At 71.4% G+C, this 25,586-nt stretch carries 20 protein-coding genes; 17 read left to right on the top strand and 3 right to left on the bottom strand.

Annotated features, from left to right (window positions below; translation table 11 throughout):
- The first annotated feature begins 47 nt into the window (after window positions 1–47).
- Window positions 48–647: a TetR/AcrR family transcriptional regulator gene (locus BLA60_RS13815; protein WP_154814332.1), complete on the top strand. Its 600-nt coding sequence runs from the start codon at window positions 48–50 to the stop codon at window positions 645–647.
- A 3-nt stretch (window positions 648–650) separates the two neighbouring features.
- On the opposite strand, the gene BLA60_RS13810 is transcribed toward BLA60_RS13815, so the two are convergent.
- Window positions 651–1,880 (bottom strand): PQQ-dependent sugar dehydrogenase, encoded by a 1,230-nt coding sequence (locus tag BLA60_RS13810; protein ID WP_075133236.1) that lies wholly within the window; start codon window positions 1,878–1,880, stop codon window positions 651–653.
- Between the two features lie 62 nt (window positions 1,881–1,942).
- On the opposite strand from BLA60_RS13810, the gene BLA60_RS13805 reads away from it, so the two are divergent.
- The 4 genes from BLA60_RS13805 to mfd all read left to right on the top strand — a co-directional run bounded on the left by BLA60_RS13805 (window position 1,943) and on the right by mfd (window position 9,117).
- A complete protein-coding gene (locus BLA60_RS13805) occupies window positions 1,943–3,454 on the top strand; it encodes a hypothetical protein (RefSeq protein WP_075133235.1) in 1,512 nt (503 codons plus the stop codon).
- A 274-nt stretch (window positions 3,455–3,728) separates the two neighbouring features.
- Complete coding sequence (locus BLA60_RS13795) at window positions 3,729–4,652, top strand: LysR family transcriptional regulator (RefSeq protein ID WP_075133233.1); 924 nt, start codon at window positions 3,729–3,731, stop codon at window positions 4,650–4,652.
- A gap of 36 nt (window positions 4,653–4,688) precedes the next feature.
- Complete coding sequence (locus BLA60_RS13790) at window positions 4,689–5,450, top strand: enoyl-CoA hydratase/isomerase family protein (protein ID WP_075133396.1); 762 nt, start codon at window positions 4,689–4,691, stop codon at window positions 5,448–5,450.
- 127 nt (window positions 5,451–5,577) lie between these two features.
- Window positions 5,578–9,117, top strand: a complete 3,540-nt coding sequence (gene mfd / locus BLA60_RS13785; protein ID WP_075133395.1) for a transcription-repair coupling factor — start codon at window positions 5,578–5,580, stop codon at window positions 9,115–9,117.
- A 677-nt stretch (window positions 9,118–9,794) separates the two neighbouring features.
- Here the strand turns inward: mfd and BLA60_RS44800 are convergent.
- Window positions 9,795–9,965: a hypothetical protein gene (locus BLA60_RS44800; RefSeq protein WP_211288718.1), complete on the bottom strand. Its 171-nt coding sequence runs from the start codon at window positions 9,963–9,965 to the stop codon at window positions 9,795–9,797.
- Window positions 9,966–10,062: 97 nt separating this feature from the next.
- Between BLA60_RS44800 and BLA60_RS13780 the strand changes: the two genes are divergently transcribed.
- The 4 genes from BLA60_RS13780 to BLA60_RS13765 are packed head-to-tail and all read left to right on the top strand — an operon-like array spanning window position 10,063 to window position 16,120.
- Entirely contained in the window at window positions 10,063–11,031 is a 969-nt protein-coding gene (locus tag BLA60_RS13780) for a SurA N-terminal domain-containing protein (protein WP_162292957.1), read from the top strand.
- Entirely contained in the window at window positions 11,028–11,972 is a 945-nt protein-coding gene (locus tag BLA60_RS13775; protein ID WP_075133231.1) for a nucleoside triphosphate pyrophosphohydrolase, read from the top strand. The genes BLA60_RS13780 and BLA60_RS13775 overlap by 4 nt, the downstream gene beginning before the upstream one ends.
- A 9-nt stretch (window positions 11,973–11,981) precedes the next feature.
- Window positions 11,982–15,203, top strand: coding sequence for a S41 family peptidase (locus BLA60_RS13770; protein ID WP_075133230.1), 3,222 nt, complete (start codon window positions 11,982–11,984; stop codon window positions 15,201–15,203).
- 53 nt (window positions 15,204–15,256) lie between these two features.
- Window positions 15,257–16,120 (top strand): lytic transglycosylase domain-containing protein, encoded by an 864-nt coding sequence (locus BLA60_RS13765; protein ID WP_084734899.1) that lies wholly within the window; start codon window positions 15,257–15,259, stop codon window positions 16,118–16,120.
- On the opposite strand, the gene BLA60_RS13760 is transcribed toward BLA60_RS13765, so the two are convergent.
- Entirely contained in the window at window positions 16,117–16,503 is a 387-nt protein-coding gene (locus tag BLA60_RS13760; RefSeq protein WP_075133394.1) for a tetratricopeptide repeat protein, read from the bottom strand. The genes BLA60_RS13765 and BLA60_RS13760 overlap by 4 nt on opposite strands.
- 445 nt (window positions 16,504–16,948) lie before the next feature.
- Between BLA60_RS13760 and eno the strand changes: the two genes are divergently transcribed.
- From eno to BLA60_RS13720, 8 genes are all read left to right on the top strand, one after another.
- Window positions 16,949–18,235 carry a phosphopyruvate hydratase gene (gene eno / locus BLA60_RS13755; RefSeq protein WP_075133228.1) on the top strand — a complete coding sequence of 429 codons (1,287 nt, stop codon included), beginning with the start codon at window positions 16,949–16,951 and terminating at the stop codon, window positions 18,233–18,235.
- A gap of 3 nt (window positions 18,236–18,238) precedes the next feature.
- Window positions 18,239–18,799 (top strand): FtsB family cell division protein, encoded by a 561-nt coding sequence (locus tag BLA60_RS13750; RefSeq protein WP_075133227.1) that lies wholly within the window; start codon window positions 18,239–18,241, stop codon window positions 18,797–18,799.
- Complete coding sequence (locus BLA60_RS13745; protein ID WP_075133226.1) at window positions 18,796–19,284, top strand: DUF501 domain-containing protein; 489 nt, start codon at window positions 18,796–18,798, stop codon at window positions 19,282–19,284. The genes BLA60_RS13750 and BLA60_RS13745 overlap by 4 nt, the downstream gene beginning before the upstream one ends.
- Before the next feature lie 190 nt (window positions 19,285–19,474).
- Window positions 19,475–20,752 (top strand): lytic transglycosylase domain-containing protein, encoded by a 1,278-nt coding sequence (locus BLA60_RS13740; protein WP_075133225.1) that lies wholly within the window; start codon window positions 19,475–19,477, stop codon window positions 20,750–20,752.
- A gap of 40 nt (window positions 20,753–20,792) precedes the next feature.
- Window positions 20,793–21,746, top strand: coding sequence for a Ppx/GppA phosphatase family protein (locus BLA60_RS13735; protein WP_075133224.1), 954 nt, complete (start codon window positions 20,793–20,795; stop codon window positions 21,744–21,746).
- Between the two features lie 216 nt (window positions 21,747–21,962).
- A complete protein-coding gene (locus BLA60_RS13730) occupies window positions 21,963–23,624 on the top strand; it encodes a peptide ABC transporter substrate-binding protein (protein ID WP_154814331.1) in 1,662 nt (553 codons plus the stop codon).
- Window positions 23,625–23,700: 76 nt separating this feature from the next.
- Complete coding sequence (locus tag BLA60_RS13725) at window positions 23,701–24,627, top strand: ABC transporter permease (protein ID WP_075133222.1); 927 nt, start codon at window positions 23,701–23,703, stop codon at window positions 24,625–24,627.
- Window positions 24,620–25,582 carry an ABC transporter permease gene (locus BLA60_RS13720; RefSeq protein WP_075133221.1) on the top strand — a complete coding sequence of 321 codons (963 nt, stop codon included), beginning with the start codon at window positions 24,620–24,622 and terminating at the stop codon, window positions 25,580–25,582. The genes BLA60_RS13725 and BLA60_RS13720 overlap by 8 nt, the downstream gene beginning before the upstream one ends.
- Window positions 25,583–25,586 lie beyond the last annotated feature (4 nt).

Below are 25,586 nucleotides of genomic sequence, written 5' to 3'. Positions count from 1 at the left end.
GGGAGCGCGGCAACCGGCGGGCTGGGGCCCCGGTGCCGCGAGTACGCATGACCGGTGAGGAGCGCCGCCAGCAGTTGCTGGACGTGGCGCGGTCGCTGTTCGCCGAGAAGGGGTTCGACGGTGCGTCGGTCGAGGAGATCGCGCACCGGGCGAACGTGTCCAAGCCGGTCGTGTACGAGCACTTCGGCGGCAAGGAAGGTGTGTACGCGGTCGTCGTCGACCGGGAGATGCACTACCTGCTGTCGTCGATGACCTCCGCGTTGGCCGAGAGCGCTCACCCCCGGTTGCTGCTGGAGCGGGCGGCGGTGGCGTTGCTGGACTACGTGGAGAGTTCGGCCGACGGGTTCCGGATCCTCGTTCGGGCCTCACCGGTGGCGTCGTCCACCGGGACGTTTTCCAGTCTGCTCAACGACATCGCCTCGCAGGTGGAGAGCATTCTGGGGATGCAGTTCAGTTCCCGGGGGTACGACCCGGCCCTGGCCGCCCTGTACAGCCAGGCGCTGGTGGGGATGGTGGCGTTGACCGGGCAGTGGTGGCTCGACGTTCGTCAGCCGGGCAAGGACGAGGTCGCCGCCCATCTGGTCAACCTGTCGTGGAACGGGTTGAGTCACCTGGAGCACGAGCCCGAACTGCGTGAGGCCCACTGATTCTCAGGCGGGGGTCACCCGCAGGAGCTTGTCGTCGTCGCCGTTGGTGGTGGTGAGGTAGAGGGCCTTGTCGGGGCCGAGGCGGGCGGCGCGGATCCTGCCGTACTGGTCCTGGATCTCCGGGGGGATGCCCACCGAGGCGACGTCGCCGTTGTCCTCCAGGGTGAGGAGGAGGACCTTGGCTCCCTTGAGCGCGGTGACGACCAGGGCGCCGTCGAGGGGGCCCCACTGGTCGCCTTCGAGGAAGGTCGCCGCACAGACGGCTTCGGTGGTGTCGCCGGACTGCCAGGTGGCGGACACGGCGTCGGGGAAACGGTCAAGGTCGGTCATCGGGACGTTCTCGTCGTAGGTGTCGACGGTGCCGCCCTGGGAGGGGTCCCAGCCGTAGTTCCTGCCGGCCTCGATGAGGTTGACCTCGTCGTTCTTGTCCGGGCCGTGTTCGGCGGTGAAGATCTGGCCGTTGCCGGGGCGGATCGCGACGCCCTGGATGTTGCGGTGGCCGTAGGACAGCAGGTAGCGCTCGCGCTCGTTCTCCGAGTCGATGAACGGGTTGTCCGGCATGGGCTCGCCGGTGTCCAGGTTCAGGCGCAGGACCTTGCCGCCGAGGCTGGTGCGGTCCTGGGGGACGGCGGGGCTGGCGATGTCACCGGTGCCGACGAGCAGGCTGCCGTCGGGGGCGATGGTGGGGCGGCAGCCGGAGTGGCGGCCGCCGCCCAGCGGGATGCCGGTGAGCAGGTACTTCTCCCTGGTCGCGATCTGGCCGTCGTCGGCCAGGCGCCAGGTGACCAGGCGCACGTCCTGGTCCTGGCCGTTCTCGCTGTGGGTCTGGCAGGTGGTGAACCGGCGGGTCTTGGCGAAGTCGGGGTGCACGACCATCCCCATCAGGCCGCCCTCGCCGCGCACGACGACGTTCGACAGGTCGGCCTTCACCTCGGTGACCGTCGCGCCCGGCGCGGTGCCCGACAGCAGGGCGATCCTGGCCGGACGCTGGGTGACCAGCACTTTCCCGTCGGGCAGGAAGCCGATGTCCCAGCCGTGCCACATGCCGCCGGCGACCTCCTCGACGCGCAGCGCCGGCAGTTCGGTGTTGCTGCTCGGCGTGGCCGGCTCGGCCTCGGACCGCTGCTCACTCGGGTCGTTGCGGGGCGGTACCTCCCCGACCGAGGAGTCGGTGCACGCCGTGAGCGTGACGACGGCCAGTGCGACGACGAGAGAACTCGCCCGGATTGCCATGGGTCCAGAATGCCCGGTCGTGCGTCGCATGGGTGTGAGACCCGGCCGAGGGAGAGCGTTTCGTGAGTGACAACTGGTACACCGACTACAGCCAGAACAAGCGTCTTCGCGGTCTGGAGGAGGACCTGTCGAACGTCTCGGCGTCGCTGGCCTCCGCGCGCTCCTCGCAGCGCCGGCTGCGCGCCGAGCTGTCGAAGGTCCAGGGCTCGATGGAGCAGCGCCTCGACCGGCTCTCCCGCGCCTTCGACGCGTTCGTCGAGATCAGCGACCTGCGGGTGACCCTCGGACTGTTCGACGACCAGGGGCGTGTCCGCCACCAGGCGCGTCAGCTGTTACGTGCGGAGCAGACGAGCAGCTTCGTGTCCGACGTCCCTGGCTACTGGCTGGCGCCGGCGTACGTCGCGTTGAGCGTGGTCGTCGACGGGGTGTCCGACGTGGAGTCGCTGGCCACGGCCAGGGATCGAGACCCGCTGCGCGCCACCGTGTTCCACGTGCTCGGCGCGGGTCTGCTCGGCGGCCGCGACACGGTCACCGCGTCGATGCTGGCCGACGCGCTCCCGGCGTTCGGCCCGACGATGCCCGGCTACCAGCGGGCGGTGTGGACCCTCGCCGCCGACGGCTTCTTCGGCGAGGCCGGGTGGGAGCTGGTGCGCCGGCGCGGCATCGAGTTCCTCGCCGGGCTCGGTCCGGAGGTCGACGCGGTCAACCGGGTCCGCCAGGTCGGCACGGCTGCGGTGCGCACGACCCCGCTGCCGCGCACCATCGACGGCGCCACCGAGCTGTCGACCACTCTCGACGCCGCGGCCCGCCTGGGCACCTTGCGGACCTGGGTGGACGAGGCGCTGGGCGCGTGGACCAACGAGCCGGCGAGCGCGGTCGACCCGTCGGTCCGGCGCTGCCTGGAGTTGCTGGTCGACGAGGGCAGCCCGGAGGAGCTGCCGCTGCTGGCCCGCGAACGCGAACTGCGCGCGGTGATCGAGTCGGCGTCCGGTGAGGCCCCGGCCTGGGACGCCCCGGCCGGCGACACCCTTGACCTGTTGTTGGCCGACGCCGCCGACTCGGCACACCCGGGCCGCCGCGCGGTGGCCGTGCGGATGTGCGCGGAGCACGTACTCACGACGGCGGACCGCCTGGCCGAGACCGCGCGCCTGCCGTTCCCCCCGAGGGTCCAGGTCCGAACCCGGCGCGGCACGGTCACCCTGACCGCACGCGGCCCCGAGTCGCTGGACGCGGTGCACCGCCGCATCGACGCGGCGTCCGAGATCTCGGCCCAGGGCCGGGTCGTCTCGTCGGTGCTCGGCCTCGTCGGAATCGGCTTCCTGGTGTTGACCGTGGTCGCCGGCTGGGGCTGGGCCGTGGTGGCGATCGCCGGCCTGCTGGCGGCCGGCGTGAGCTGGTTCAAGGACCAGCAGTCCAGGGTCCGGGCCGTCGAGGACGCCCAACGAGCCCGAGTCTCCCTGTCCGAGGAGATCGACCAACGGATGTCGACTCTCGACGAATGCCGCACGACGCTGCTGGAACACCAGTCGGCGATCACCCCGAACCTGGAGGCCCTCCGAACCGCGCTCCGCTGACCCCGGCCGGCGGGCGAGAGGTCAACCTGGTCGCCCCCGGCTGAGAACAACGACCCGCCCCTGGTCCACGGCCCGAACCTGAAGCGACCCACACCGGCACCGGGTCCACATCGTGACTCCGCTCCCTGTCGCATGCTGCGACACCACTGGCAGCGGCTCGCCGTCCGGAAGCCCGCAGAACGGGCACGCGTCAACACTCATACCTCCACCCTGAAGACCCGAACCGTTTACGTCCACGTTGACTTTCCGAACGGAACTGTGAAGTATCGGCTTCATGATTGACCTGCGTCGACTGAAGGTCCTCCGCGCGGTCGCGCACTACGGCACGATCACCTCCGCCGCGAAGGTCCTGCACTTCACCACCTCCGCCGCCTCCCAGCAGATCCGCCAGCTCGGCCGCGAACTCGGCGTCACGCTGCTCGAACCGCACGGCCGGCGGGTCCGGCTCACCCCCGCCGCCCGCAGCCTGCTCGCCCACGCCGACGCCATCGAGGCCCGCTGGGAACAGGCCGAGATCGACCTGCGCGCCAGCGGCGACGACCCGGCCGGCACCGTGCGCCTGTGCGGCATCCCCACGGCCGTCGCGATGCTGCTGGCGCCGATCGTCGCCCCGCTGCGCGAACAGCATCCCCGGCTCTCGATCCGCATCCAGGAGGTCGAGCAGCAGGCCGGTTTCGACCTGCTCTTCGGCGGCGAGGCCGACCTGGCGATCATCGAGGCCAACCCGGCCAACCCCCCGGCCGGCGACCCCCGCTTCGACCAGCGGCCACTGGTCGACGACCCGCTCGACCTGGTCGTGCACGGCGACCACCGCTTCGCCGACCGCCAGGCGATCTCGCTGGTGGAGGCGCGGCACGAGGACTGGGTGCTCCAGTCGGTCACCTGCACCTGCCGCCAGCACACCCTCGCCGCCTGCGGCGCGGCCGGTTTCACCCCCAACGTCGTGCACAACGCGCTGGAGTGGAACGCCATCGCGCACCTGATCGCCAACGGGCTGGGGGTGGCGCTGGTGCCCCGCCTGGCCCACCTGCCGCCGCACCTCCCGCTGGTGCGCCTGCCGCTGGTCGAGCCGACCGGCCCGACCCGCAAGCTGCTCACCTGCACCCGCGCCGGCGGCCACGAGAACCCGGCGGTCGCCGCCGTGCTGACCGAGCTGCACACGCGGGCGGAGCACGGCGTGACGGTCACCGCTGCTTGAGCGTGGTCATAGGCAACGCCAGCTACCGTGACCGGTGTGAGCCTGACCTTGGAGTTCGACGGCGCGGTCGCCACCTTGACCATCGACCGGCCGGACAAGCGCAACGCGATGAGTTTCCAGATGTGGTCGGCGCTGCCCGGCCTGCTGGACAAGGTCGAGGCCGACGACGCGCTGCGGGTGCTGGTCGTGCGCGGCACCACCCACTTCTCCGCCGGCGCCGACATCAGCGAGTTCACCACGCTGCGCCGTGAGCCGGACGACGCGCGCCGCTACAACGCCGCCGTGCACGCCGGTGAGCGGGCGATCGCCACGCTCACCAAGCCGGTCATCGCCGCCGTCACCGGGGTCTGTGTCGGCGGCGGCTGCGAGATCGCGGTGGCCTGCGACATCCGGATCGCCGCCGACGACGCGCGGTTCGGCATCACCCCGGCCAAGCTGGGCATCGTCTACAACGCGGTGTCCACCAAGCGGCTGGTCGACGTCGTCGGGCCGGCCTGGGCCAGCCAGCTGCTGCTGTCGGCCGACCTGGTCGACGCGGCGACCGCGCTGCGGATCGGCCTGGTCAACGAGCTGCACCCGGCCGCCGACGTGTTCGCCAGGGCCACCGCGCTCGCCGCGACCATCGCCAGCCGCTCCCAGGTCTCGGTCCGCGGCTCGAAGAAGATCATCAGCCGGATCACCGAGGGTCTGCACGACGAGGACGAGGCCGTGCACGCCCTCTACGAGGACTCGGTGAACAGCGACGACTACGCCGAGGGCGTGGCCGCCTTCCTGGACAAACGCAGCCCCCAGTTCTGAGCGGTTACCCGTTCGCGGGCATGCGTAGGCTGGTGGGTGAGAACCCCGACCCGGCGGACTCGTCCCGGGCAGGGGGGTGTTCGTCGTGCTCGTCGAGGGGTTCACCACCGTGTCGAAGGCCAGCCCACTGTCCGGTCTGCTGGACGCTGTCCTGCCCGATCCCGCCCTGACCACCGTCGCCGACGCCGCCGGCTCGCCCGACCTGGAGCTGGAGGGCCCGACCGCGGCGCGTCCGCTGGTCGCCGCCACGCTCGCCGGCCGGGCCCACGTGCTGGCGATCACCGCCACCGGCCACGAGGCCGACGACCTGACCGCCGCCCTGGGCGACCTGATCGGCGCGGACGAGGTCGCGAACTTCCCGTCCTGGGAGACGCTGCCCCACGAGCGGCTCTCGCCCCGCGCGGACACCGTCGCCCGCCGCCTGGAGATCCTGCGCCGGCTGGCCACCGGCGCCGCGCCGCGCGTGGTCGTGGCGACCGTGCGCAGCCTGATCCAGCCGATGGCGCCCGGCCTGGGCCGGCTGGCCCCGGTGGAGCTGCGGGTCGGCGAGGACAGCGACTTCGAGGAGACGATCGAGCGGCTGGTCCGCCTGGCCTACACCCGCGTCGACATGGTCGAGAAGCGCGGCGAGTTCGCGGTGCGCGGCGGCATCCTGGACGTGTTCGTGCCGACCGGCGAGCACCCGTACCGCGTCGAGTTCTGGGGCGACGAGGTCAGCGAGATCCGCGCGTTCGCGGTCGCCGACCAGCGTTCGCTGCCGGTGGAGGTCACCGCGCTGACCGCGCCGCCGTGCCGGGAGCTGCTGCTGACCGACGACGTGCGGGAGCGGGCCGCCGAGCTGGCCCCCGAGCACGCCACCGACGCGCACCTCGCCGAGATGCTCACCAAGCTCGCCGACGGCATCCCCACCGAGGGCATGGAGGCCCTCATCCCGGTGCTGTGCGAGGGCGACCTGGAGCTGCTGACCGACGTCCTTCCCGAGGACGCGCACGTGCTGGTCGTCGACCCGGAGAAGGTCCGCACCCGCGCCCACGACCTGGTCCGCACCGGCCAGGAGTTCCTGGAGGCCGCATGGCTGGCCGCCGCCGGCGGCGGCGCCAGCCCGCTCGACCTGGGGGCGAGCGCCTACCGCGAGCTCGGCGAGACCGCCCAGCACGCCCGCGCCACCGGCCACCCGTGGTGGACGCTGAGCCAGCTCACCACCCCCGACGAGTCGGTGGTGCAGCTGGACATCAAACCGGTCGAGGGCTACCGGGGCGAGGTCGCCAGGGCGTTCACCGACCTGCGCGCGCACACCGCCGCCGGCGGCGCGGCCGTGCTGGTCGTGCCGGGCAGCGGCACCGCCCGGCGGGCGGTCGAGCAGCTCGCCGAGGCCGAGGTCCCGGCGACGGTCGCCGAGGACGGCCTGACCGAGCCGCCGGCGCCGAACGTGGTCACCGTGGTCCGTGGCCGGCTGGAGGAGGGGTTCATCGCGCCGGCGCGGGCGCTGGTCGTGCTCACCGAGACCGACCTGACCGGCGGCCGGCACGGCACCTCCACCCGCGACCTGTCGACGAAGATGCCGTCGCGGCGGCGCAACGCCGTCGACCCGCTGGCGCTGCGCACCGGCGACTACGTGGTGCACGAGCAGCACGGCATCGGCCGGTACGTGGAGATGGTGCAGCGCACGGTGTCCGGCGCGACCCGCGAGTATCTGGTGCTGGAGTACGCCTCGTCCAAGCGCGGTCAGCCAGGGGATCGGCTGTTCGTGCCGACCGACCAGCTCGACCAGGTCTCCCGCTACGTCGGCGGTGAGCTGCCGACGCTGAACAAGCTCGGCGGGTCGGACTGGAAGAACACCAAGTCGAAGGCCAAGCGCGCGGTCAAGCAGATCGCCGCCGAGCTGGTGCAGCTCTACGCGGCGCGCCAGTCCGCGCCGGGGCACGCGTTCGGCCCGGACACCCCGTGGCAGCGTGAGCTGGAGGACGCGTTCCCGTTCACCGAGACCCCCGACCAGCTCGCGGCGATCGACGAGGTCAAGGCCGACATGAGCCGGGGCGTCCCGATGGACCGGGTGATCTGCGGCGACGTGGGCTACGGCAAGACCGAGATCGCGGTGCGGGCGGCGTTCAAGGCGGTGCAGGACGGCAAGCAGGTCGCGGTGCTGGTGCCGACGACGTTGCTGGCCCAGCAGCACCTCAACACGTTCACCGAGCGGATGCAGGCGTTCCCGGTGACCGTGCGCGGCCTGTCGCGGTTCACCCACGGCCCGGACGCGGACCTGGTGATCGAGGGCCTGGCGGCCGGCGAGGTGGACGTCGTCATCGGCACGCACCGGTTGTTGCAGACCGGGATCCGGTACAAGGACCTTGGCCTGGTGATCGTCGACGAGGAGCAGCGCTTCGGTGTGGAGCACAAGGAGCACATCAAGGCGCTGCGCACCCACGTCGACGTGCTGACCATGTCGGCGACGCCGATTCCCCGGACGCTGGAGATGTCGCTGGCCGGCATCCGCGAGATGTCCACGATCCTCACCCCGCCCGAGGACCGCCACCCGATCCTGACCTACGTCGGCGGCTACGACGACAAGCAGGTCGGGGCCGCCATCCGCCGCGAGCTGCTGCGCGACGGGCAGGTGTTCTTCGTGCACAACCGGGTGTCCTCGATCGAGAAGGCGGCCCGTCGGCTGCGCGAGCTGGTCCCCGACGCGCGGGTGGTGACCGCCCACGGCCAGATGAACGAGGACCGCTTGGAGAAGATCATCGAAGGCTTCTGGCAACGCGAGTTCGACGTGCTGGTGTGCACGACGATCGTCGAGACGGGCCTGGACATCGCCAACGCCAACACGCTGATCGTCGAACGCGGCGACCTGCTGGGGCTGGCCCAGCTGCACCAGCTGCGCGGCCGGGTCGGCCGGGGGCGTGAGCGCGGGTACGCGTACTTCCTGTACCCGCCGGAGGCCCCGCTGACCGAGACCGCCCACGACCGCCTGGCGACCATCGCCCAGAACACCGAACTCGGCGCCGGCATGGCCGTGGCGATGAAGGACCTGGAGATCCGGGGCGCCGGCAACATCCTGGGGGCCGAGCAGTCGGGCCACATCGCCGGCGTCGGCTTCGACCTGTACGTGCGTCTGGTGGGCGAGGCCGTCGACGCGTTCCGCAAACATGCCGGCGCGGAAGGCGTCGAGGAGGAGGAAGAGCTGGCGGAGGTCCGCGTGGATCTGCCGATCGACGCCCACATCCCCCACGACTACGTCCCCGGCGAGCGGCTGCGCCTGGAGGCGTACCGCAAGATGGCCGCCGCCGCCGACCCCGAGGCCCTCGCGGCGGTCACCGAGGAGTTGCAGGACCGCTACGGCACGCCGCCGCTGCCGGTGCAGCGCCTGTTCGCGGTCGCGGCGTTCCGCCAGACCTGCCGCCGCCACGGCGTCACCGAAGTGGCCATGCAGGGCAACACGATCCGCTTCGCCCCGCTGCGTCTGCGCGACTCCCAGACCGTGCGCCTCAAGCGCCTGCACCCGAAGTCGACCTACAAGACCGTCACCAACCTGGTCACCGTCCCCCGCCCCACCGAAGGCGCGGCCGGCGGCCGGATCGGCGCCCCACCCCTACGCGACACCGCCCTGCTCGACTGGTGCGCCGCCCTCCTGAACTCCCTGGAGATCGCCCCGGCCCCGGTCGGCTAGCGACAACACCGGACGCCCCCGGCCGACCAGCACAAAGACCCAGCACAAAGACCCAGCACAAGCGTCGGCGACGTGGTGGGCGACAAGGCCGGTCACGAGGGCCAGGAAGAACCCCCCACAACACCACTCCCGGCCACCCGGGTCTGGCGGTGGGCATCACGCAGGGCAGGGCGCAGCCCTGCCCTTAAGGCCCTGCCTCAGGGCGGCGGAGGCTCACGGGTCAAGAGGCCCACGGGTGAGCACGAACCCAGACTTTGCCCAGTTCAGGGCCTCTTGAGGCGTGAGCTTGAGTTTTAACCTCGTGGTGTCCCGGTAGGGGGTGCTTGACCTGTGTTGTGGCTGGTCATCGAGTTGGTGGGGGGTGTGGTGGCCGTTGGCGGGTAATTAACGTGCGCCCACGGATGTGGGGTCTGTCCGGCGGGCGCACGTTTATTCGGTCTTGGGGGTCGGTGGCCCTCAGCAGGGGTAGCACGCGGGGGCGGACAGGGCAAACACGTGTCTGATCAGCACGAACACCGGCCAGGCAGTAGCGCGAGGGCAGTGTGGATCCGCGAGCAGGCCGGCTGAGGCACCGGCACCGGGGAAACCGGAGGTTAAAACTCAAGGTGAGTGGCCGCCCGTAAAATCCACCGCCAGACCCGGAAGACATGCTCGACCCCACCCCCCACCGCACCAACTCAGCGCACACCAACCCCAGCACACACCACTAACCCCAGACACACGTCCCGGGCCGCGTCGATGTCTCGCCCGTTGGCCTGATCACGGCGGGCCTTCTCGGCCTTGACGTCCTTCCAGGAACGGGTCATGACCACAACGGTGACATCGCGGCCGGATTCCTGCCAGGCCATCGCACTCCGTGGAGTTGTGACTCCATATCGTGATGGTCGGGTGGCTGGCGCCAGGTGCGGCGCGGTTGCCGGGAGGCCTGTGAGAGGGTAAGCAGCCGTGAGGACTGCCACGCTGCGTATGCCTGCCCTGGTCGCCGCCGTGATCTCCCTGGTCGCGACGTTGACGGCCTGTGGGTCGGGTCCAGGCCAGGTCAACTCCGCCGTGATCATCGATGGGCGGTCGGTGTCGGTCGACCAGGTTCAGGAGATGGTCGAGGACGTGGTGCGGGAGCAGCCCGCCGCCCAGTCGCTGGCCAGGGAGCGCAAGCTCGACCTGGTCGCCCGTGAGGCCGTCACCCAGCTGGTCATTCACCAGCTGATCGGGAAGGTCGCCAAGGAGGAGAACATCTCCGCCGACCCGGAGGACGTGGCGGCGTTCCTGGCGCAGAACCCGCTGGACGACGAGCTGCCGACCGACGGGTCCGTCCCGCCGGAGGCCCTGGTCCAGCAGCTGGTCTTCCGGGCGCGGGACGCCAACGAGTACGCCACCGACCAGGTGTTGCTCGCGCAGCTCGCCTCGAAGTACCTCGGGCGTACCTCCATCACCTACAACCTCGCGACGCTGCCCGACGGGGCCGCGGCGCGGGATCTGGCGGCGAAGATCGTCGCCGCGCCGGATCAGGCCGGGCAGTTGATGACCGAGGCCGGTGGGGCGACCGCGGAGCCTCGGCTGGAGCAGGAGAGTGGGCCGACGGTCGACGCGGTCTACCTGACCGCGCCGGTGGGCAGTGTCTTCGTCCTGCCGGCCGGGCAGGGCGATCAGGGCAGCGGCGGGTTCCAGGTCGTCCAGTTGCTCGACCGGCAGGTGTCCGGCCAGCTCGACCCGGGGTTCGACCCGTCCTCCATCCAGCCGCAGCAGCTGCCGAGCCTCGGCGTGTTCGCGCTGCGTGAGGCCGCGATGGACGCCGACATGGACCTCAGCCCGCGTTACGGCGTGTGGAACGACGCCATGGTCAAGGTCGTGCCCAAGCTTGAGGCGGACGCCTCGGGTTCCGTTCTGCTGCCGCGCGACCTGTCCAAGCCGTGACCGTCGGGACGGCCGTCGTACTGGTCGATCCCGCCCGTCCGGACGTTCTTCCGCTGGCCGCGTTGCCGCTCGTGCGCGCGGCCGGCGCCGTTTTCGCGACCCCCGGCCTCGGGGTCGACCTGCCGGCGCCGCCCGCACCGGAGACGCTCGCCGGGCTGGCCGACGTGGTGCTGGTCGCCGGGGACGCCGACGATCCGGGGGCGGTGGCGCTGGTCTCCGCCGGTGCTCGGGTCGTGCGCGCGGCCGGGTCCGGGCTGCTGGACGCGGTCGCGGTGATGGACCGGCTGCGGTCGCCGGGCGGCTGCCCGTGGGACGCCGAGCAGACCCACGACTCGCTGCGCCGGTACCTGCGCGAGGAGTCCTACGAACTGCTGGACGCCCTGGAGGACGGCGACCGGGCGGCGATGCGCGAGGAACTCGGCGACGTGCTCCTCCAGGTGTTGTTCCACGCCAGGGTCGCCGCCGAGGACCCTGATGACCCGTTCGACGTCGACGATGTGGCCGCCGGGCTGGTGGGCAAGCTCGTCGGACGTCATCCGCACGTGTTCGCCGGGGGTGATCCGGCGGTGCGGGACGCGGCGAGCCAGGTGCACCGCTGGGAGGAGCTCAAGCAGGCCGAGAAGCGCCGGGAGTCCAGTGTGGACGGTGTGGCGCTGGCGCAGCCGGCGTTGGCGCTGGCCGCGAAGCTGGTCGCCCGCACCCGCCGGGTCAACCTGCCGCCCGACCTGCTGCCCACCGGTTCGCGGCTGTTCCGGCTCGCGGCGGAGAGCGAGCTCGACGGGGGTGACCCGGAGGGCGAGCTGCGCACGGTCGCCAGGCGTTTCGACCGCGACGTCCGGGCGGCCGAGCGGGCGGCGCGCGACGCCGGCGTCGATCCCGGTTCGATGGACGAGCACGCGTGGCGCCGTTTCTGGCCGCGCGGTGTCGGTCAGGGTGACTAACGTGGCGTCGTGACCGACTACCTCCGCTTTCCCCATCTCCACGGCGATCGGGTGAGCTTCGTCGCCGAGGACGATGTGTGGCTCGCCCCGCTGGACGGCGGGCGAGCGTGGCGGGTGACCGCCGACCAGACGACCGTCAGCTCGCCCCGTTTCTCCCCGGACGGCGCGACCCTCGCCTGGACCAGTTGGCGCGACGTCGAACCCGAGGTGCACGTCGCGCCGGCCGGCGGCGGCCCCAGCGAGCGGCTGACCCACTGGGGTGACATCAACACCGAGGTCCTCGGCTGGCTGCCCGGCGGCAACGAGGTCGTCGCGTCCAGCAGCACCGGGGAGCACTCCATCCGCGCCACCTGGGCGCACGCGATCGCCGCCGACGGCAGCGGGAGCCGCCGGCTGCCCTACGGCCCGGTCGGCGGGCTGGCGTTCGGCCCCGGCGGCGCGGTGCTGCTGCTGTCGGCCTACTCGCGTGAGCCGGCGTGGTGGAAGCGTTACCGGGGCGGCACCACCGGCAAACTGTGGCTGGACGCGGACGGCGACGGGGAGTTCGTCCGCTTCCTGCCCGACCTGGGCGGCAACGTCGTCTCGCCGATGTGGGTGGGCGACCGGGTCGCGTTCCTGGCCGACCAGGACGGCGTCGCCGACGTGTACTCCTGCCTGCCCGACGGGTCGCAGCTGCGGCGGCACCCGGTCGAGGCGCCCGGCGGGTTCTACGCGCGCAACGCGTCCACCGACGGCACCCGGGTCGTGTTCCACCGCGCCGGGCGGCTGTGGCTGCTCGACGACCTGGCGGAGGGTTCGGTGCCGCGCGAGCTGGACATCACCCTCGGCGGCCCGCGCAACGCCCGCGCGCCGCACCCGGTGTACGCGGCGGGTGCGCTGGGCGATGTCGGCCCGGACCGCACCGGTCGTGGCAGTGCGATCGAGGTGCGGGGCACGGTGCACTGGCTGACCCACCGCGACGGCCCGGTCCGCACGCTGGCCGCGACTCCGGGGGTGCGGGCCAGGATGCCGCGTGCCCTGGGCGATGACGTGGTGTGGGTGACCGACGCGGAGGGCGAGGAGGCGCTGGAGATCGCGCCGGTCGACGGGCCGGCCGAGGGCAGCACGCCCCGGCGGATCGGCGCCGGCCGGTTGGGCCGGGTCTCGGAGGTGGTGACCGCGCCGGACGGGCGGCGGATCGCGGTCGTCACCCACGACGGGCGGCTGCTGCTGGTGGACGCCGAGAGCGGGGACCTGCACGAGGTCGCCAGCAGTGAGGACGGCGACCCGGAGGACGTGGCGTTCTCGCCCGACTCGGCGTGGCTGGCGTGGTCGCATCCCGGCCCGCACCCGTTGCGCAACATCAGGATGGCCTCGGTCACCGATCTGTCCACTGTGGACATCACGCCGGTGCGGTTCGTCGACACCGCCCCGGCGTTCACCGTCGACGGCAAGCACCTGGCGTTCCTGTCGGCGCGCAGCTTCGACCCGGTCTACGACGTGCACGTGTTCGACATGGCCTTCCCCAACGGGTCGCGCCCCTACCTGGTGCCGCTGGCCGCGACCACGCCCTCGCCGTTCTCCCCGCAGCTGCGCGGGCGCCCGGTCGGCGAGGACGGCGAGGACGACAAGGCCGGCGACACGAAGGACTCCGGCAAACCGGACTCCGACACGCCCCGCACCGAGGTCGACCTCGACGGCCTGGCCGACCGGGTGGTCCCGGTCCCGGTGACCGCCGCGCGCTACTTCTCGCTGCTGGCGGTCAAGGGCGGGCTGGTGTGGCTGCGCACCCCGCTGTCGGGCGTGCTCGGCGAGGACGACGACCTCGACGCCGCCGACGACGTCCGCCCGGTCCTGGAACGCTTCGACCTCACCAAACGCAAGCTCGACCACCTCGCCGAGGGCGTCGACGAGATCTGGGCGACCGGCGACGGCGAACGGCTCGTGGTGCGCGACGGCGCCACCCTGCGCGTGCAGCCGGCCGACCGCAAGGCCGACGGCGACGGGGACGGCGACGACGTGCGCGTGGACCTGTCCCGGGTGCGGGTCGTGGTCGACCCTGGCGCGGAGTGGCGGCAGTCGTTCGACGAGGCGTGGCGGCTGATGCGCGACCACTTCTGGCGCGCGGACATGGGCGGTGTCGACTGGTCGGCGGTGCGCGACCGCTACCGCCCGCTGGTCGACACCGTCGGCTCGCACGACGAACTCGTGGACCTGCTGTGGGAGGTCCAGGGCGAGCTCGGCACCTCCCACGCCTACGTCACCCCGCCCTCGCACGGCGTCGAGCCGGTGCGGCGCACGGGGCTGCTCGGCGCCGACCTGACCCGCGACGAGGACGGCACGTGGCGGGTCGCCCGGGTGCTGCCCGGCGAGACGTCCGACCCGCGCGCCCGCTCGCCGCTGCGCGCGCCGGGCGTCGCGATCCGCGACGGCGACGCGATCCTGGCGGTCGACGGCCGGCCGGTCACCGCCGAACACGGCCCGGCGCCGCTGCTGGCCGGCACCGCCGGCAAGCCCGTGGAGCTGACGGTCGGCCCGGCCGGGGGCGGCGCGCGGCGCGGGGTGGTCGTGGTGCCGCTGCTGGACGACATGATGGTGCGCTACCACGACTGGGTCGCCGGCCGCCGCGCGTTCGTGCACGAGGCCAGCGGCGGGCGGGTCGGCTACCTGCACGTCCCGGACATGGTCGCCACCGGCTGGGCGCAGCTGCACCGCGACCTGCGGATGGAGGTCCGGCGCGAGGCGCTGGTGGTGGACGTGCGGGAGAACCGGGGCGGGCACCTGTCGCAGCTGGTGGTGGAGAAGCTCGGCCGGCGGATCATCGGCTGGCAGGTCAGCCGGGACGGCCGGCGCCCGGAGAGCTACCCCGACGACGCGCCGCGCGGGCCGGTGGTGGCGGTGGCCAACGAGTTCTCCGGCTCCGACGGCGACATCGTCAACGCCGCGATCCGGGCGATGGGCATCGGCCCGGTCGTCGGCGTGCGCACCTGGGGCGGGGTGATCGGCATCGACATGCGCTACCACCTGGTCGACGGGACGCTGGTGACCCAGCCGAAGTACGCGACGTGGCTGCGTGGCCCGGGGTGGGGTGTGGAGAATCACGGCGTCGACCCGGACGTCGAGGTGCTGATGACCCCGCAGGACCACGCGCACGGCCGGGACCCGCAGCTGACGGAGGCGGTGCGGCTGGCGTTGGAGACGTTGGAGCGTGAGCCGGCGGCCACGCCGCCGCCGTTGCCTGTGCTGGAGTGAACGGGTTGCGGGAGGCCCTCACGGGGGCTGGCCGGGATACGTAACCTGGGGCCGTGGCCGTTTCCCCGACCCCGCCCTCGACCACGCCGCCACCAGAGGCCGACGACCGGCCGGGTCCCCCGCCGCAGCGCCGGCGGCGGGTGCTCGGTCCGCTGCTGCTGACCGTCGCCGCCCTGGTCGCGGCGACGGTCGTGGTGGTCAGCTGGCTGGACCGATCCGACCGGGCGACGCCGCCGCCGGTGCCCGGTTTCGAGGTGCCCGAGCTGGCGCCCGACCCGGGCAGCGCGGTGCCGACGGCGGCGGCCGTCGCGCCGGGTGCCGAGCGGACCGCGACCCGCCCGACGACCGCGGCGGTGCGGGACTGGGCGGCGACGCTGTCGGACCGGACCCAGATCCCGCTGCCGGTGCTGGTGGCCTACGCCGAGGCGGAGCTGGCGGTGCGCGACACCGCCCCGGACTGCAACCTGAGCTGGTCGACGCTCGCCGGCGTCGGCCGCGTCGAGTCCCACCACGGCCGCTACAACGGCTCGGACATCGGCGACGACGGCCGGCTGACGCCGCCGATCATCGGCATTCCGCTGGACGGGTCGCCGGGCGTGCGGGCCATCCCGGACACCGACGGCGGCGTCCTGGACGGCGACGTGACCTGGGACCGCGCGGTCGGCTCGATGCAGTTCCTGCCGACGACCTGGGACCGCTGGGGCACCCGGGCCAACGGCGACGGCCAGGACCCCGACCCGCAGAACGTCAACGACGCGGCGTTGGCGGCCGCCCGCTACCTGTGCGCCAGCGGCGGCGACCTGTCGACGGCCAACGGCTGGTGGCAGGCGGTGCTGACCTACAACCGCTCGGTCGACTACGGCCAGAACGTCTTCAGCGGCGCCGACGCCTACGCCAAGGCGGCCAACGCCAGCTAACGGTCCCGCTCGACCGCGATCCGCGCGCTGATCTCCCCCAACGCCTCCTGGTACTCGGGCAGCGGATGCATGGCGACGGCCAACCGCAGTTGGGTCTGTGCCTCGGTGATCCGACCCTGCCGCTGCAACGCCTTGCCGAGCGCGAACCGGGCGTAGTGATCGGTGGGGTCCAGCTCAAGGACCCGCAGGAACGCGGCCTCCGCCCGCCGCAACTGCGCCGACCCGAGGTAGGCGCGCCCAGCGAGCAGGTGCACCGAGGACTTGTCTGGCTCGGCGTCCAGCACGGGCGCCAGCGCCACCAGGGCATCAAGAGGCCGGCGTTGAGCCACCAACGCTTCCGCGCGGCGGAACGCCTCGAACGTGTCCTGCCGGTCCTCAGCCATGGTCATCACCAACGCTACTCGCCGACCGCCCAGTTCTGAACCTCCCGCCGGGCGCGACCACATCCCAGGAACGACAGGAGTGGGCAGAGCGGAGGGAGGGCGAGGCAGGGAGAGGGAGGGGAGGGGGAGCGGTGGAGAGCCAGGAAAGACGAACCACCAGACCCGAACCCACCCCCAAGCCCACAACCGAACTCCTCACCGAGAGACCCCACGACCCGAACCCACCCCCAAGCCCACAACCCAACCCCTCAGCGCGACACCCCACGAACCCCCAACCACCAGGCCCCACGACCAAACCCCACAACCAGCCAGGACCGCGCCACACTCCCAACACCAGAAACACCGCGTGCCTCCGACGGGTGCTATGGAACCCCCGCTACGCTGCCTGGTGCACAGATGCGCAACGGCGCGCGTGAGGATCGATGCCGGGTTGAGGAGCAAGCACGTGGCGGTTATCGAGCAGGTCGGTGCGCGCGAGATCCTGGATTCGCGTGGCAACCCCACCGTCGAGGTCGAGGTCGCGCTCGATGACGGGACGCTGGCCCGCGCGGCGGTGCCCTCGGGCGCGTCGACGGGGGAGCACGAGGCGGTCGAGCTGCGCGACGGTGACCCCAAGCGCTACCTGGGCAAGGGCGTGGAGAAGGCCGTGACGGCCGTGCTCGACGAGATCGGGCCGGAGTTGTCCGGCATCGACGCGGTGGACCAGCGGATCGTCGACCAGAAGCTCGTCGACCTGGACGGGACGCCGGACAAGTCGCGGCTGGGGGCCAACGCGATCCTGGGGGTGTCGCTGGCGGTGGCCAAGGCGGCCGCCGAGTCCAGCGGTCTGGAGCTGTTCCGCTACATCGGCGGGCCGAACGCGCACGTGCTGCCGGTGCCGATGCTCAACATCCTCAACGGCGGTGCGCACGCCGACACCGACGTCGACATCCAGGAGTTCATGATCGCGCCGATCGGCGCGGAGTCCTTCCGGGAGGCGCTGCGCTGGGGCGTGGAGGTCTACCACGCGCTCAAGGGCGTGTTGAAGGGCCGTGACCTGGCCACCGGCCTCGGTGACGAGGGCGGGTTCGCGCCGAGTCTGGCCAGCAACCGCGCTGCGCTGGACCTGATCGTCGAGGCGGTCGGCAAGGCCGGGTTCACCCTGGGCCGGGACATCGCGCTCGCGTTGGACGTCGCCGCCACCGAGTTCTACTCCGACGGGGCCTACGCGTTCGAGGGCACCAAGCGCAGCGCCGAGCAGATGGCCGCCTACTACACCGAGCTGTGTGACGCCTACCCGATGGTCTCCATCGAGGACCCGCTGGCCGAGGACGACTGGGACGGCTGGGTGCGGCTGACCGACGAGATCGGCGAGCGGGTGCAGCTGGTCGGCGACGACCTGTTCGTCACCAACCCCGACCGGCTGGAGGAGGGCATCGCCCGCCGTGCCGGCAACGCGCTGCTGGTGAAGGTCAACCAGATCGGCACGCTGTCGGAGACGCTGGACGCGGTCGCGTTGGCCACCTCCTACGGCTACCGCAGCATGATGAGCCACCGCTCGGGCGAGACCGAGGACACCACGATCGCCGACCTGGCGGTGGCGACCGGCGTCGGCCAGATCAAGTCCGGTGCCCCGGCGCGGGGTGAGCGGACCGCCAAGTACAACCAGCTGCTGCGCATCGAGGAGATCCTCGGTGACGCCGCGCGCTACGCCGGCGACCTGGCCTTCCCCCGGTTCAACCCGGAGTCCTAGCGGATGGCCGGACGCGAGAGCGAACGCGGCCGGCGGCGCGGCACCGGGGCCACCGGTGCCCGCGCCGACCGGTCGGGTCAACGGCCACACAGCGTCCGCCGCACCCGTCCCAAGGACGGGCGTCCCGCCCGGCCGGTGACGCCGGGGCGGGAGCGTGCGCCGGAGCGGCGCGGCCGCACGATCCGGGCGGCGGCCGCGTTCGGGTTGTCCACCACGCGCCGGGCCGCGGTGTTGGCGATCGTGGTGTGCGCGCTCGCGCTGACCGTCGCCGTCCCGTTGCGGACCTACCTGTCCCAGCGGGACGAGGTGCAGCTCCAGGAGGAGCGCCAGGCGGAGCTGCGGGCCCAGGTCGAGGCGTTGGAGCGGCGCAAGGCGCAGTTGGCGGACCCGGCGGAGGTGGTGGCCGAGGCCCGGCGTCGGCTGCGGTACGTGATGCCGGGGGAGACCCCGTACATGGTCGAGCTTCCCGGGGACTCGGCCGACAAGCAGGGCGGCGATCCGGAGCAGCCGGTCGCCGACGAGTCCTGGTACCTCACGTTGTGGAACGCGGTGTCCGATCAATGAGCCTTCCGCCCGTCACCGAGTCCGACCGGGAGGTGGTCGCCCGTCAGCTCGGCCGGCCGCCGAGGGCGGTGCGCGCGGTCGCCGCCCGCTGTCCGAGCGGGCACCCGTCGGTGGTGCAGACCAGTCCCCGGCTGGAGGACGGCACGCCGTTCCCGACGCTCTACTACCTCACGTGTCCCCGGTTGACGTCGCTGGTCAGCCGGCTGGAGGCGAGCGGGTTGATGCGGGAGATGACCGACCGGCTGGCCACCGACGAGGATCTGGCGGCGGCCTATCTGGCCGCGCACCGCTCGTATCTGGCGCAGCGGGACGCGATCGAGCCGCTGGGTACCGAGGTGAGCGCGGGTGGCATGCCGGGGCGGGTGAAGTGCCTGCACGTGCATGTCGCGCACGCGCTGGCGGTGGGGCCGGGGGTCAACCCGTTCGGCGACGAGGCGTTGGCGGCGTTGGCGGCCGACTGGCCGGCCGGCGACTGCGCGCGCTGATCCGTTCCCGTATTTCCCATTCGGCGGCCGTGTTTCGCTGAATGGCACCAGGACGATCGTCTTGACTCCACGTTGACTCTTTTATTGACATGATGTTCGTGAGACCGTGGCAGGCGGCGTACGAACACGCACCGGCTGCGATCGGTGGGGTCCGCGAACGCGTGCTCGGTCAACGAAGGGGTTCGTTCTGGTGAGTGCGGCACAGAAACGGAGATCCGTCGAGAAGGAGGAGCGCCGGGCCAACCGGCGCCGTCGCAGGGTCGCCGCGGCCACCAGTACGGTGCTGCTCGCCGCCGCCGCGGTGGCGGGCGAGCCGATGAGCTTCGCGGCCGGGATCGAGCCGGGGCAGGCGGTCGGCGGTGGCCTGTTCGGCATGACCGACCCGGACGACAGCGCCAACGGCGAACGCGGCGACGGCACGCTCGGCGACGAGGTGCTCAAGAGCGCCGACGACCTGGACCGGTTGCTCCGTCTGGCCGCCGACAACGATCTGCCCAACACCAGCCAGGGCATTCCGGGCAACATGCTGGAGGCCTACCGCAACGCCGCCGACCGGCTCGCCGCCGACCAGCCCAACTGCAAGGTGCACTGGTCGCTGCTGGCCAGCATCGGCCGCATCGAGTCGCACCACGCGCGCGGCGGCAAGGCCGACAGCCAGGGCAACACCGTCCCGCGGATCTACGGCCCGGTGCTCAACGGCGGCGGTTTCGCCGCGATCCGCGACACCGACAACGGCCGGCTCGACGGCGACGACCGCTGGGACCGCGCGGTCGGGCCGATGCAGTTCATCCCGTCGACGTGGCGCGGCTACGCCTCGGACGGCAACAACGACGGCGTGGCGAACCCGCACAACATCTGGGACGCCACCCTCGGCGCCGGCAAGTACCTGTGCTCGGGCGGCATGGACCTGTCGAACTCGCAGGACGTCGCGACGGCGGTGTTCCGCTACAACCACTCCGACACCTACGTCGCCACCGTGATCCTGTGGGCCAACGCCTACCGCAACGGCACGCCGGTGCTGCCCAACGAGCCGATCTCGCCGGACGTGCAGGCCATGGGCCCGCCCTCGACGGTCGGCGGCCCGCCGCCCCAGCAGAACCCCAAGCCGGGTGGCGGGGCGACCACCCCGGGCGGCGGCGGTGGCGGTGGCGGTGGCACGCCGGGCACGGGCGGCTCGACCACGACCACCACCACGGCCCCGGGCCGCACCGAGGTGCCCGGCAACGGTGGCTCGTCGACCACCTTGACCAGGCCGACGCAGACCACGGCGCCGTGCACGACGCCGACCACCACGACCACCACCGCCGGGCCGGACCTGACCGACGGCGCCGACAGCACGACCGGGGCGCAGACGACCGGCGCGGCGGGCTCGGGTGTGTCGTCCACGATCGCCGGTGAGCAGACCTCGGCCGGCGAGACGACCACGACCACGACCACCACGACCACCACCACGACACGGCCCTGCTGAGCGCGGTCGGTGGGCCGGCCGGGTCACTAGGCTCGTCGGCATGCCGAGGATTGCAGCGATCGACTGCGGGACGAACTCCATCCGTCTGTTGGTGGCCGACGTGACCGAGCACGACGACGGCCACCGTTCGCTGCGTGACGTGCACCGCGAGATGCGGATCGTGCGGCTGGGCGAGGGGGTCGACGCGACCGGTCGGCTCGCCCCGGCGGCGTTGGCCCGCACCAGGGACGCGCTCGCCGACTACACCGCGGTCTGCCGGCGCAAGGGTGTCGAGCGGGTGCGCATGGTCGCCACCTCGGCCACCCGCGACGCCGGCAACCGCGACGAGTTCTTCGACATGACGCGGGCCGTGCTGGGCGTGGAGGCCGAGGTGATCAGCGGTGACGAGGAGGCGCGGTTGTCGTTCACCGGCGCGGTCGGCGACCTCGAACCGCAGGACGGTCCGTTCGTGGTGACCGACATCGGCGGCGGCTCGACCGAGGTGGTCACCGGAACCTGGGACGGGCGGCGCGCGGAGGTCACCGGTGCGCTGTCGACCGACATCGGCTGTGTGCGGATCACCGAACGCTGCCTGCGCGGCGACCCGCCGACGAGCGAGGAGATCGCCGCCGGGCGGGAGTTCGCGGAGGCGACGCTGGCGCGGGCCTTCGAGCGGGTTCCGGTGGCTGGCACGCGAACCTGGATCGGGGTGGCCGGCACGATCACCACGCTCTCGGCCGTGGCACAGGATCTGCCCGCCTACGACTCCGAGCGCACCCACCTGTCCCGCTTGTCCGACAACGAGATCGCGTCGGTCGCCGGGCGGCTGCTCGGCGCCAGCCGGGCCGAACGTGGTGCCATCGGGGCGATCCATCCCGGTCGGGTGGACGTGATCGGTGGCGGGGCGCTGATCACCCAGGTGCTCGCCGACAACCTCGCCGAACGGGCCGGCATCAACGGAATACTGGTAAGTGAACACGACATCCTTGACGGGATAGCCCTTTCTCTCCTATAAGCGGGCCATTTGGTCGCGCGCGGTCACCGGGCAATTCCCCAGCGTTTCCCTGGTGCCGGAGGCGCCCGATTGTGACTGCTTTGTGACGCCCCCGGGGGTGAGATGGGTCATCCGCACCGTTAACGTCCCCTCACATTCCGGGGGCGCGCATGTCCTCGGCCACGGGTTCGACGGCGACCCGCCCAATCCGTGAAGGGTGACTGGAGGAGAGACCAGATGCGTAGACCGCGCTGGATGGCCGCTGTGGTGATGCCCGTCGCGACGGCGCTCGTCATCACGAGCTGTGGCGGTGACGACTCAGGCGATGGCGACGGTGCGGGCGGCGCCGGCAACAACAAGAACGACACCGGCACGGTCAGTGTGTTCGGCACTGAGCCGGAGAACCCGCTGGTTCCCGGCAACACCACCGAGACCGGTGGCGGCAAGATCGTCGACGCGATGTTCACCGGCCTGGTCGACTACGACCCGGTCACGAGCGAACCGCGCAACGCCCACGCCGAGGACATCGCGGTGTCCGACGACGGCAAGGAGATGACGTTCAAGCTCAAGGACGGCTGGACGTTCCACGACGGCACCCCCGTCAAGGCGAAGAACTACGTCGACGCCTGGAACTACACCGCCTACGGCCCCAACGGCCAGCAGGGCGCGAGCTTCTTCATGCAGGTCGCCGGTTTCGACCAGGTCAACCTGCCTGACCCGGACGGCGCGGAGGGCCCGAAGCCGGCCCCGACGCCCCCGGCCAAGGAGATGTCGGGTCTTGAGGTCATCGACGACCTCACCTTCAAGGTGACCTTCTCCGCGCCGCACCCGATCTTCCGGGTCAAGCTCGGCTACCCGACCTACTCGCCGCTGCCCGACTCGTTCTTCGCCGACCCGGCGAAGTTCGAGGAGACCCCGGTCGGCAACGGCCCGTGGAAGTTCGTCTCCCGCGTGCCGGGCCAGGAGGTGCTGGTCGAGCGTTTCGACGAGTACAAGGGCGACGACAAGGGCAAGGTGAAGAACGTCAAGTTCTCCTTCCCGGAGAGCGCCGACGCCGCGTACGCCATGGTCGTGGACAACAAGCTCGACTTCCTCGACACCATGCCGCCCTCGGCCCTGGCCGGCAACATCTGGCAGACCGACCTGGAGGGCCGTTCCTCCAGCGCCGAGATCCTCTCGCTCCAGTCGATGTCCTTCCCGCTCTACGACCCGAAGTACAAGAGCGTGGACTTCCGCCAGGCGATCTCGATGGCGATCAACCGCGAGGAGATCACCAAGACGATCTTCGAGGGCAACCGCAAGCCGGCCACCGGCTACGCGTCGTCGAAGGTGCCGGGCTGGGAGCCGGGTGCCTGCGGTGAGCTGTGCGAGTTCAACGCCGAGGAAGCCAAGAAGCTGTTCGACAAGTCCGGCTTCACCGGCACCGTCGAGATCACCTCGAACGCCGACGGTGGGCACAAGGAGTGGGTGGACGCCGCCTGCGGTCAGATCACCAACACCCTGGGCGTGGCGTGCAAGTTCGTTCCGGTGCAGTCCTTCGGTGAGATCCGGGAGAAGATCAACGCCCGCGAGATGACCCAGATCTACCGCTCCGGCTGGCTGGCCGACTACCCGCTGGTGGAGAACTTCCTCAACCCGATCTACCGCACCGGTGGCTCGTCGAACGACAACGGTTACAGCAACCCGGCGGTCGACGCGAAGCTGGCCGAGGCCGACAGTGCGGCCTCCGAGGAAGAGGCCTACGCGCTTTACCACGAGGCCGAGACGATGATCGCGCAGGACATGCCGGCCATCCCGCTGTGGGACAACCCCTCGCAGTTCGGCTGGTCGACCAACCTCAAGAACGTCCGGATGACGCCGGACCGTGAGCTTGACCTGTCCTACGTCGAGATCGCCTGATACGTAGCACTCTCGGGCTGGTCCACCGGAGACCCCGGTGGACCAGCCCGCTGGGCGATCAAGGGAGATTCCATCCATGGGCCGCTATGTGCTGCGGCGGCTGCTGCAGCTGATCCCGGTGTTCGTCGGGACGACCTTCCTCATCTACGTCATGGTCTGGGCGGTGCCGGGCGACCCGTTCGCCGGCATGTGCGGCGAACGGCCGTGCAACCCCGCCTTCGTCGCCATGATGACCGACAAGTACAACATGGACGAGACGGTCTTCGTCCAGTACTTCCTCTACCTGGGCAATCTGCTCCAGGGCGACTTCGGCGAGACCTTCTCCGGGCTCGCGGTCGGTGACCTCATCGCCCTGCGCTACCCGGTGTCGATCCAGCTGGCGGTCATCGCCGTGGCGATCGAGGCCGTCATCGGTATCGCCGCGGGCATCCTGACCGGCCTGCGCGGCCGGGGTTTCGTGGACAACCTGGTTCTGGTGTCCACCCTGTTCCTGATCTCCATCCCGACGTTCGTCACCGGCTTCCTGCTCCAGATCGTCTTCGGGCTCGAACTCGGCTGGTTCCCGGCGACGGTGTCCTCCGAGGCGACCTGGGGCGAGCTGATCATGCCCGGGTTCGTGCTCGGCAGTCTGTCGATGGCCTATGTCTCCAGACTGACCAGAACGTCGATCGCGGAGAACAGACGCGCGGACTTCATGCGCACCGCGCTGGCCAAGGGCCAGCCCAAACGCCGGATCGTCGGCGTGCACCTGCTGCGCAACTCCGCCATCCCGGTGCTCACGTTCCTCGGCACCGACCTGGGCAACCTGATGGGCGGCGCGATCGTCACCGAGGGCATCTTCGGCATTCCCGGGATCGGCGGCCTGATCTACGACTCCATCCTGAACAAGGAGGGCGTCACGGTCACCGGCGTCGTCGTGCTGCTGGTGATCGTCTTCCTCCTGGTGAACCTGATCATCGACCTGCTCTACGCCGTTCTCGACCCGAGGATCCGCTATGACTGACCCGACGATCGCCGCCCAGGCGGACTCCGGCGGCTCGTACGTCACGGCCCTCGAACACGCCGACGGCGGCGGCACCGGCAAGAAGGGCAAGCCGCGCAGCCTGTGGTCGGACGCGTGGGGCGACCTGCGCCGCCGGCCGCTGTTCATCATCGCGTCGGTGATCATCCTGTTCCTGATCGTGGTGGCGGTCTTCCCGGAGTGGTTCACCTCGGCCGATCCCAACCACCGCGACCTGAGCCGCTCCCGGCAGACCCCGTCCTCGGACGCGCTGTTCGGCTACGACGTGCAGGGCCAGGACATCTTCGCCCGCGCGGTCTACGGCACCCGCTGGTCGCTGCTGGTCGGTGTCGGCGCCGCGGTGTTCACCGTGGTCATCGGCGCGGTGATCGGCCTGCTCGCCGGCTACTTCGGTGGCGCGGTGGACGGGTTCCTGTCCCGGGTCGCGGAGGTCTTCTTCGGCCTGCCGTTCGTGCTCGGCGCGATCATCATCCTCAACGCGTTCCGCTCCAGCGGAGTGGACAGCGCGTTCGCCCTGGTGATGATGGTGGTCTTCGCGCTGTCGCTGCTGTCCTGGCCGGTCGCCATGCGCATCATGCGTTCGGCGGCGATCTCGGCCAAGCAGCAGGACTACGTGAAGGCGGCGCGGGCGCTGGGCGCGAGCGCGTGGCGGATCATCTTCCGGCACATGCTGCCCAACTGCCTGGCCCCGATCCTGGTGTACGCCACGATCCTGCTCGGCTCGTTCATCGCGGTCGAGGCGACGCTGTCGTTCCTGGGTATCGGGCTGCGGGACCCGGCGGTGTCCTGGGGCGTGATGATCTCCGACGCGCGCAACTACATCCGGGTCGCACCGCACCTGTTGCTGTTCCCCGCCGGCATCCTGACGATCACCGTCCTGGCGTTCGTGATGCTCGGTGACGCGGTCCGCGACGCTCTCGATCCGAAGTTGAGGTAGCCGA

Origin of the sequence: Actinophytocola xinjiangensis (genome assembly GCF_001921215.1) — a bacterium.
Lineage (GTDB): Bacteria > Actinomycetota > Actinomycetes > Mycobacteriales > Pseudonocardiaceae > Actinophytocola > Actinophytocola xinjiangensis.
Note: the sequence above shows the minus strand (reverse complement) of the source record. Positions and strands in the feature narration are given on the sequence as shown.

Excerpts from the sequence above, each read along its gene's own strand:
- BLA60_RS13815 (WP_154814332.1), top strand. The coding sequence starts at position 48 with ATGACCGGTGAGGAGCGCCGCCAGCAGTTGCTGGACGTGGCGCGGTCG.
- BLA60_RS13810 (WP_075133236.1), bottom strand. The coding sequence starts at position 1,880 with ATGGCAATCCGGGCGAGTTCTCTCGTCGTCGCACTGGCCGTCGTCACG.
- BLA60_RS13795 (WP_075133233.1), top strand. The coding sequence starts at position 3,729 with ATGATTGACCTGCGTCGACTGAAGGTCCTCCGCGCGGTCGCGCACTAC.
- BLA60_RS44800 (WP_211288718.1), bottom strand. The coding sequence starts at position 9,965 with ATGGCCTGGCAGGAATCCGGCCGCGATGTCACCGTTGTGGTCATGACC.
- BLA60_RS13760 (WP_075133394.1), bottom strand. The coding sequence starts at position 16,503 with ATGGCTGAGGACCGGCAGGACACGTTCGAGGCGTTCCGCCGCGCGGAA.
- BLA60_RS13750 (WP_075133227.1), top strand. The coding sequence starts at position 18,239 with ATGGCCGGACGCGAGAGCGAACGCGGCCGGCGGCGCGGCACCGGGGCC.
- BLA60_RS13745 (WP_075133226.1), top strand. The coding sequence starts at position 18,796 with ATGAGCCTTCCGCCCGTCACCGAGTCCGACCGGGAGGTGGTCGCCCGT.
- BLA60_RS13735 (WP_075133224.1), top strand. The coding sequence starts at position 20,793 with ATGCCGAGGATTGCAGCGATCGACTGCGGGACGAACTCCATCCGTCTG.
- BLA60_RS13730 (WP_154814331.1), top strand. The coding sequence starts at position 21,963 with ATGCGTAGACCGCGCTGGATGGCCGCTGTGGTGATGCCCGTCGCGACG.
- BLA60_RS13725 (WP_075133222.1), top strand. The coding sequence starts at position 23,701 with ATGGGCCGCTATGTGCTGCGGCGGCTGCTGCAGCTGATCCCGGTGTTC.
- BLA60_RS13720 (WP_075133221.1), top strand. The coding sequence starts at position 24,620 with ATGACTGACCCGACGATCGCCGCCCAGGCGGACTCCGGCGGCTCGTAC.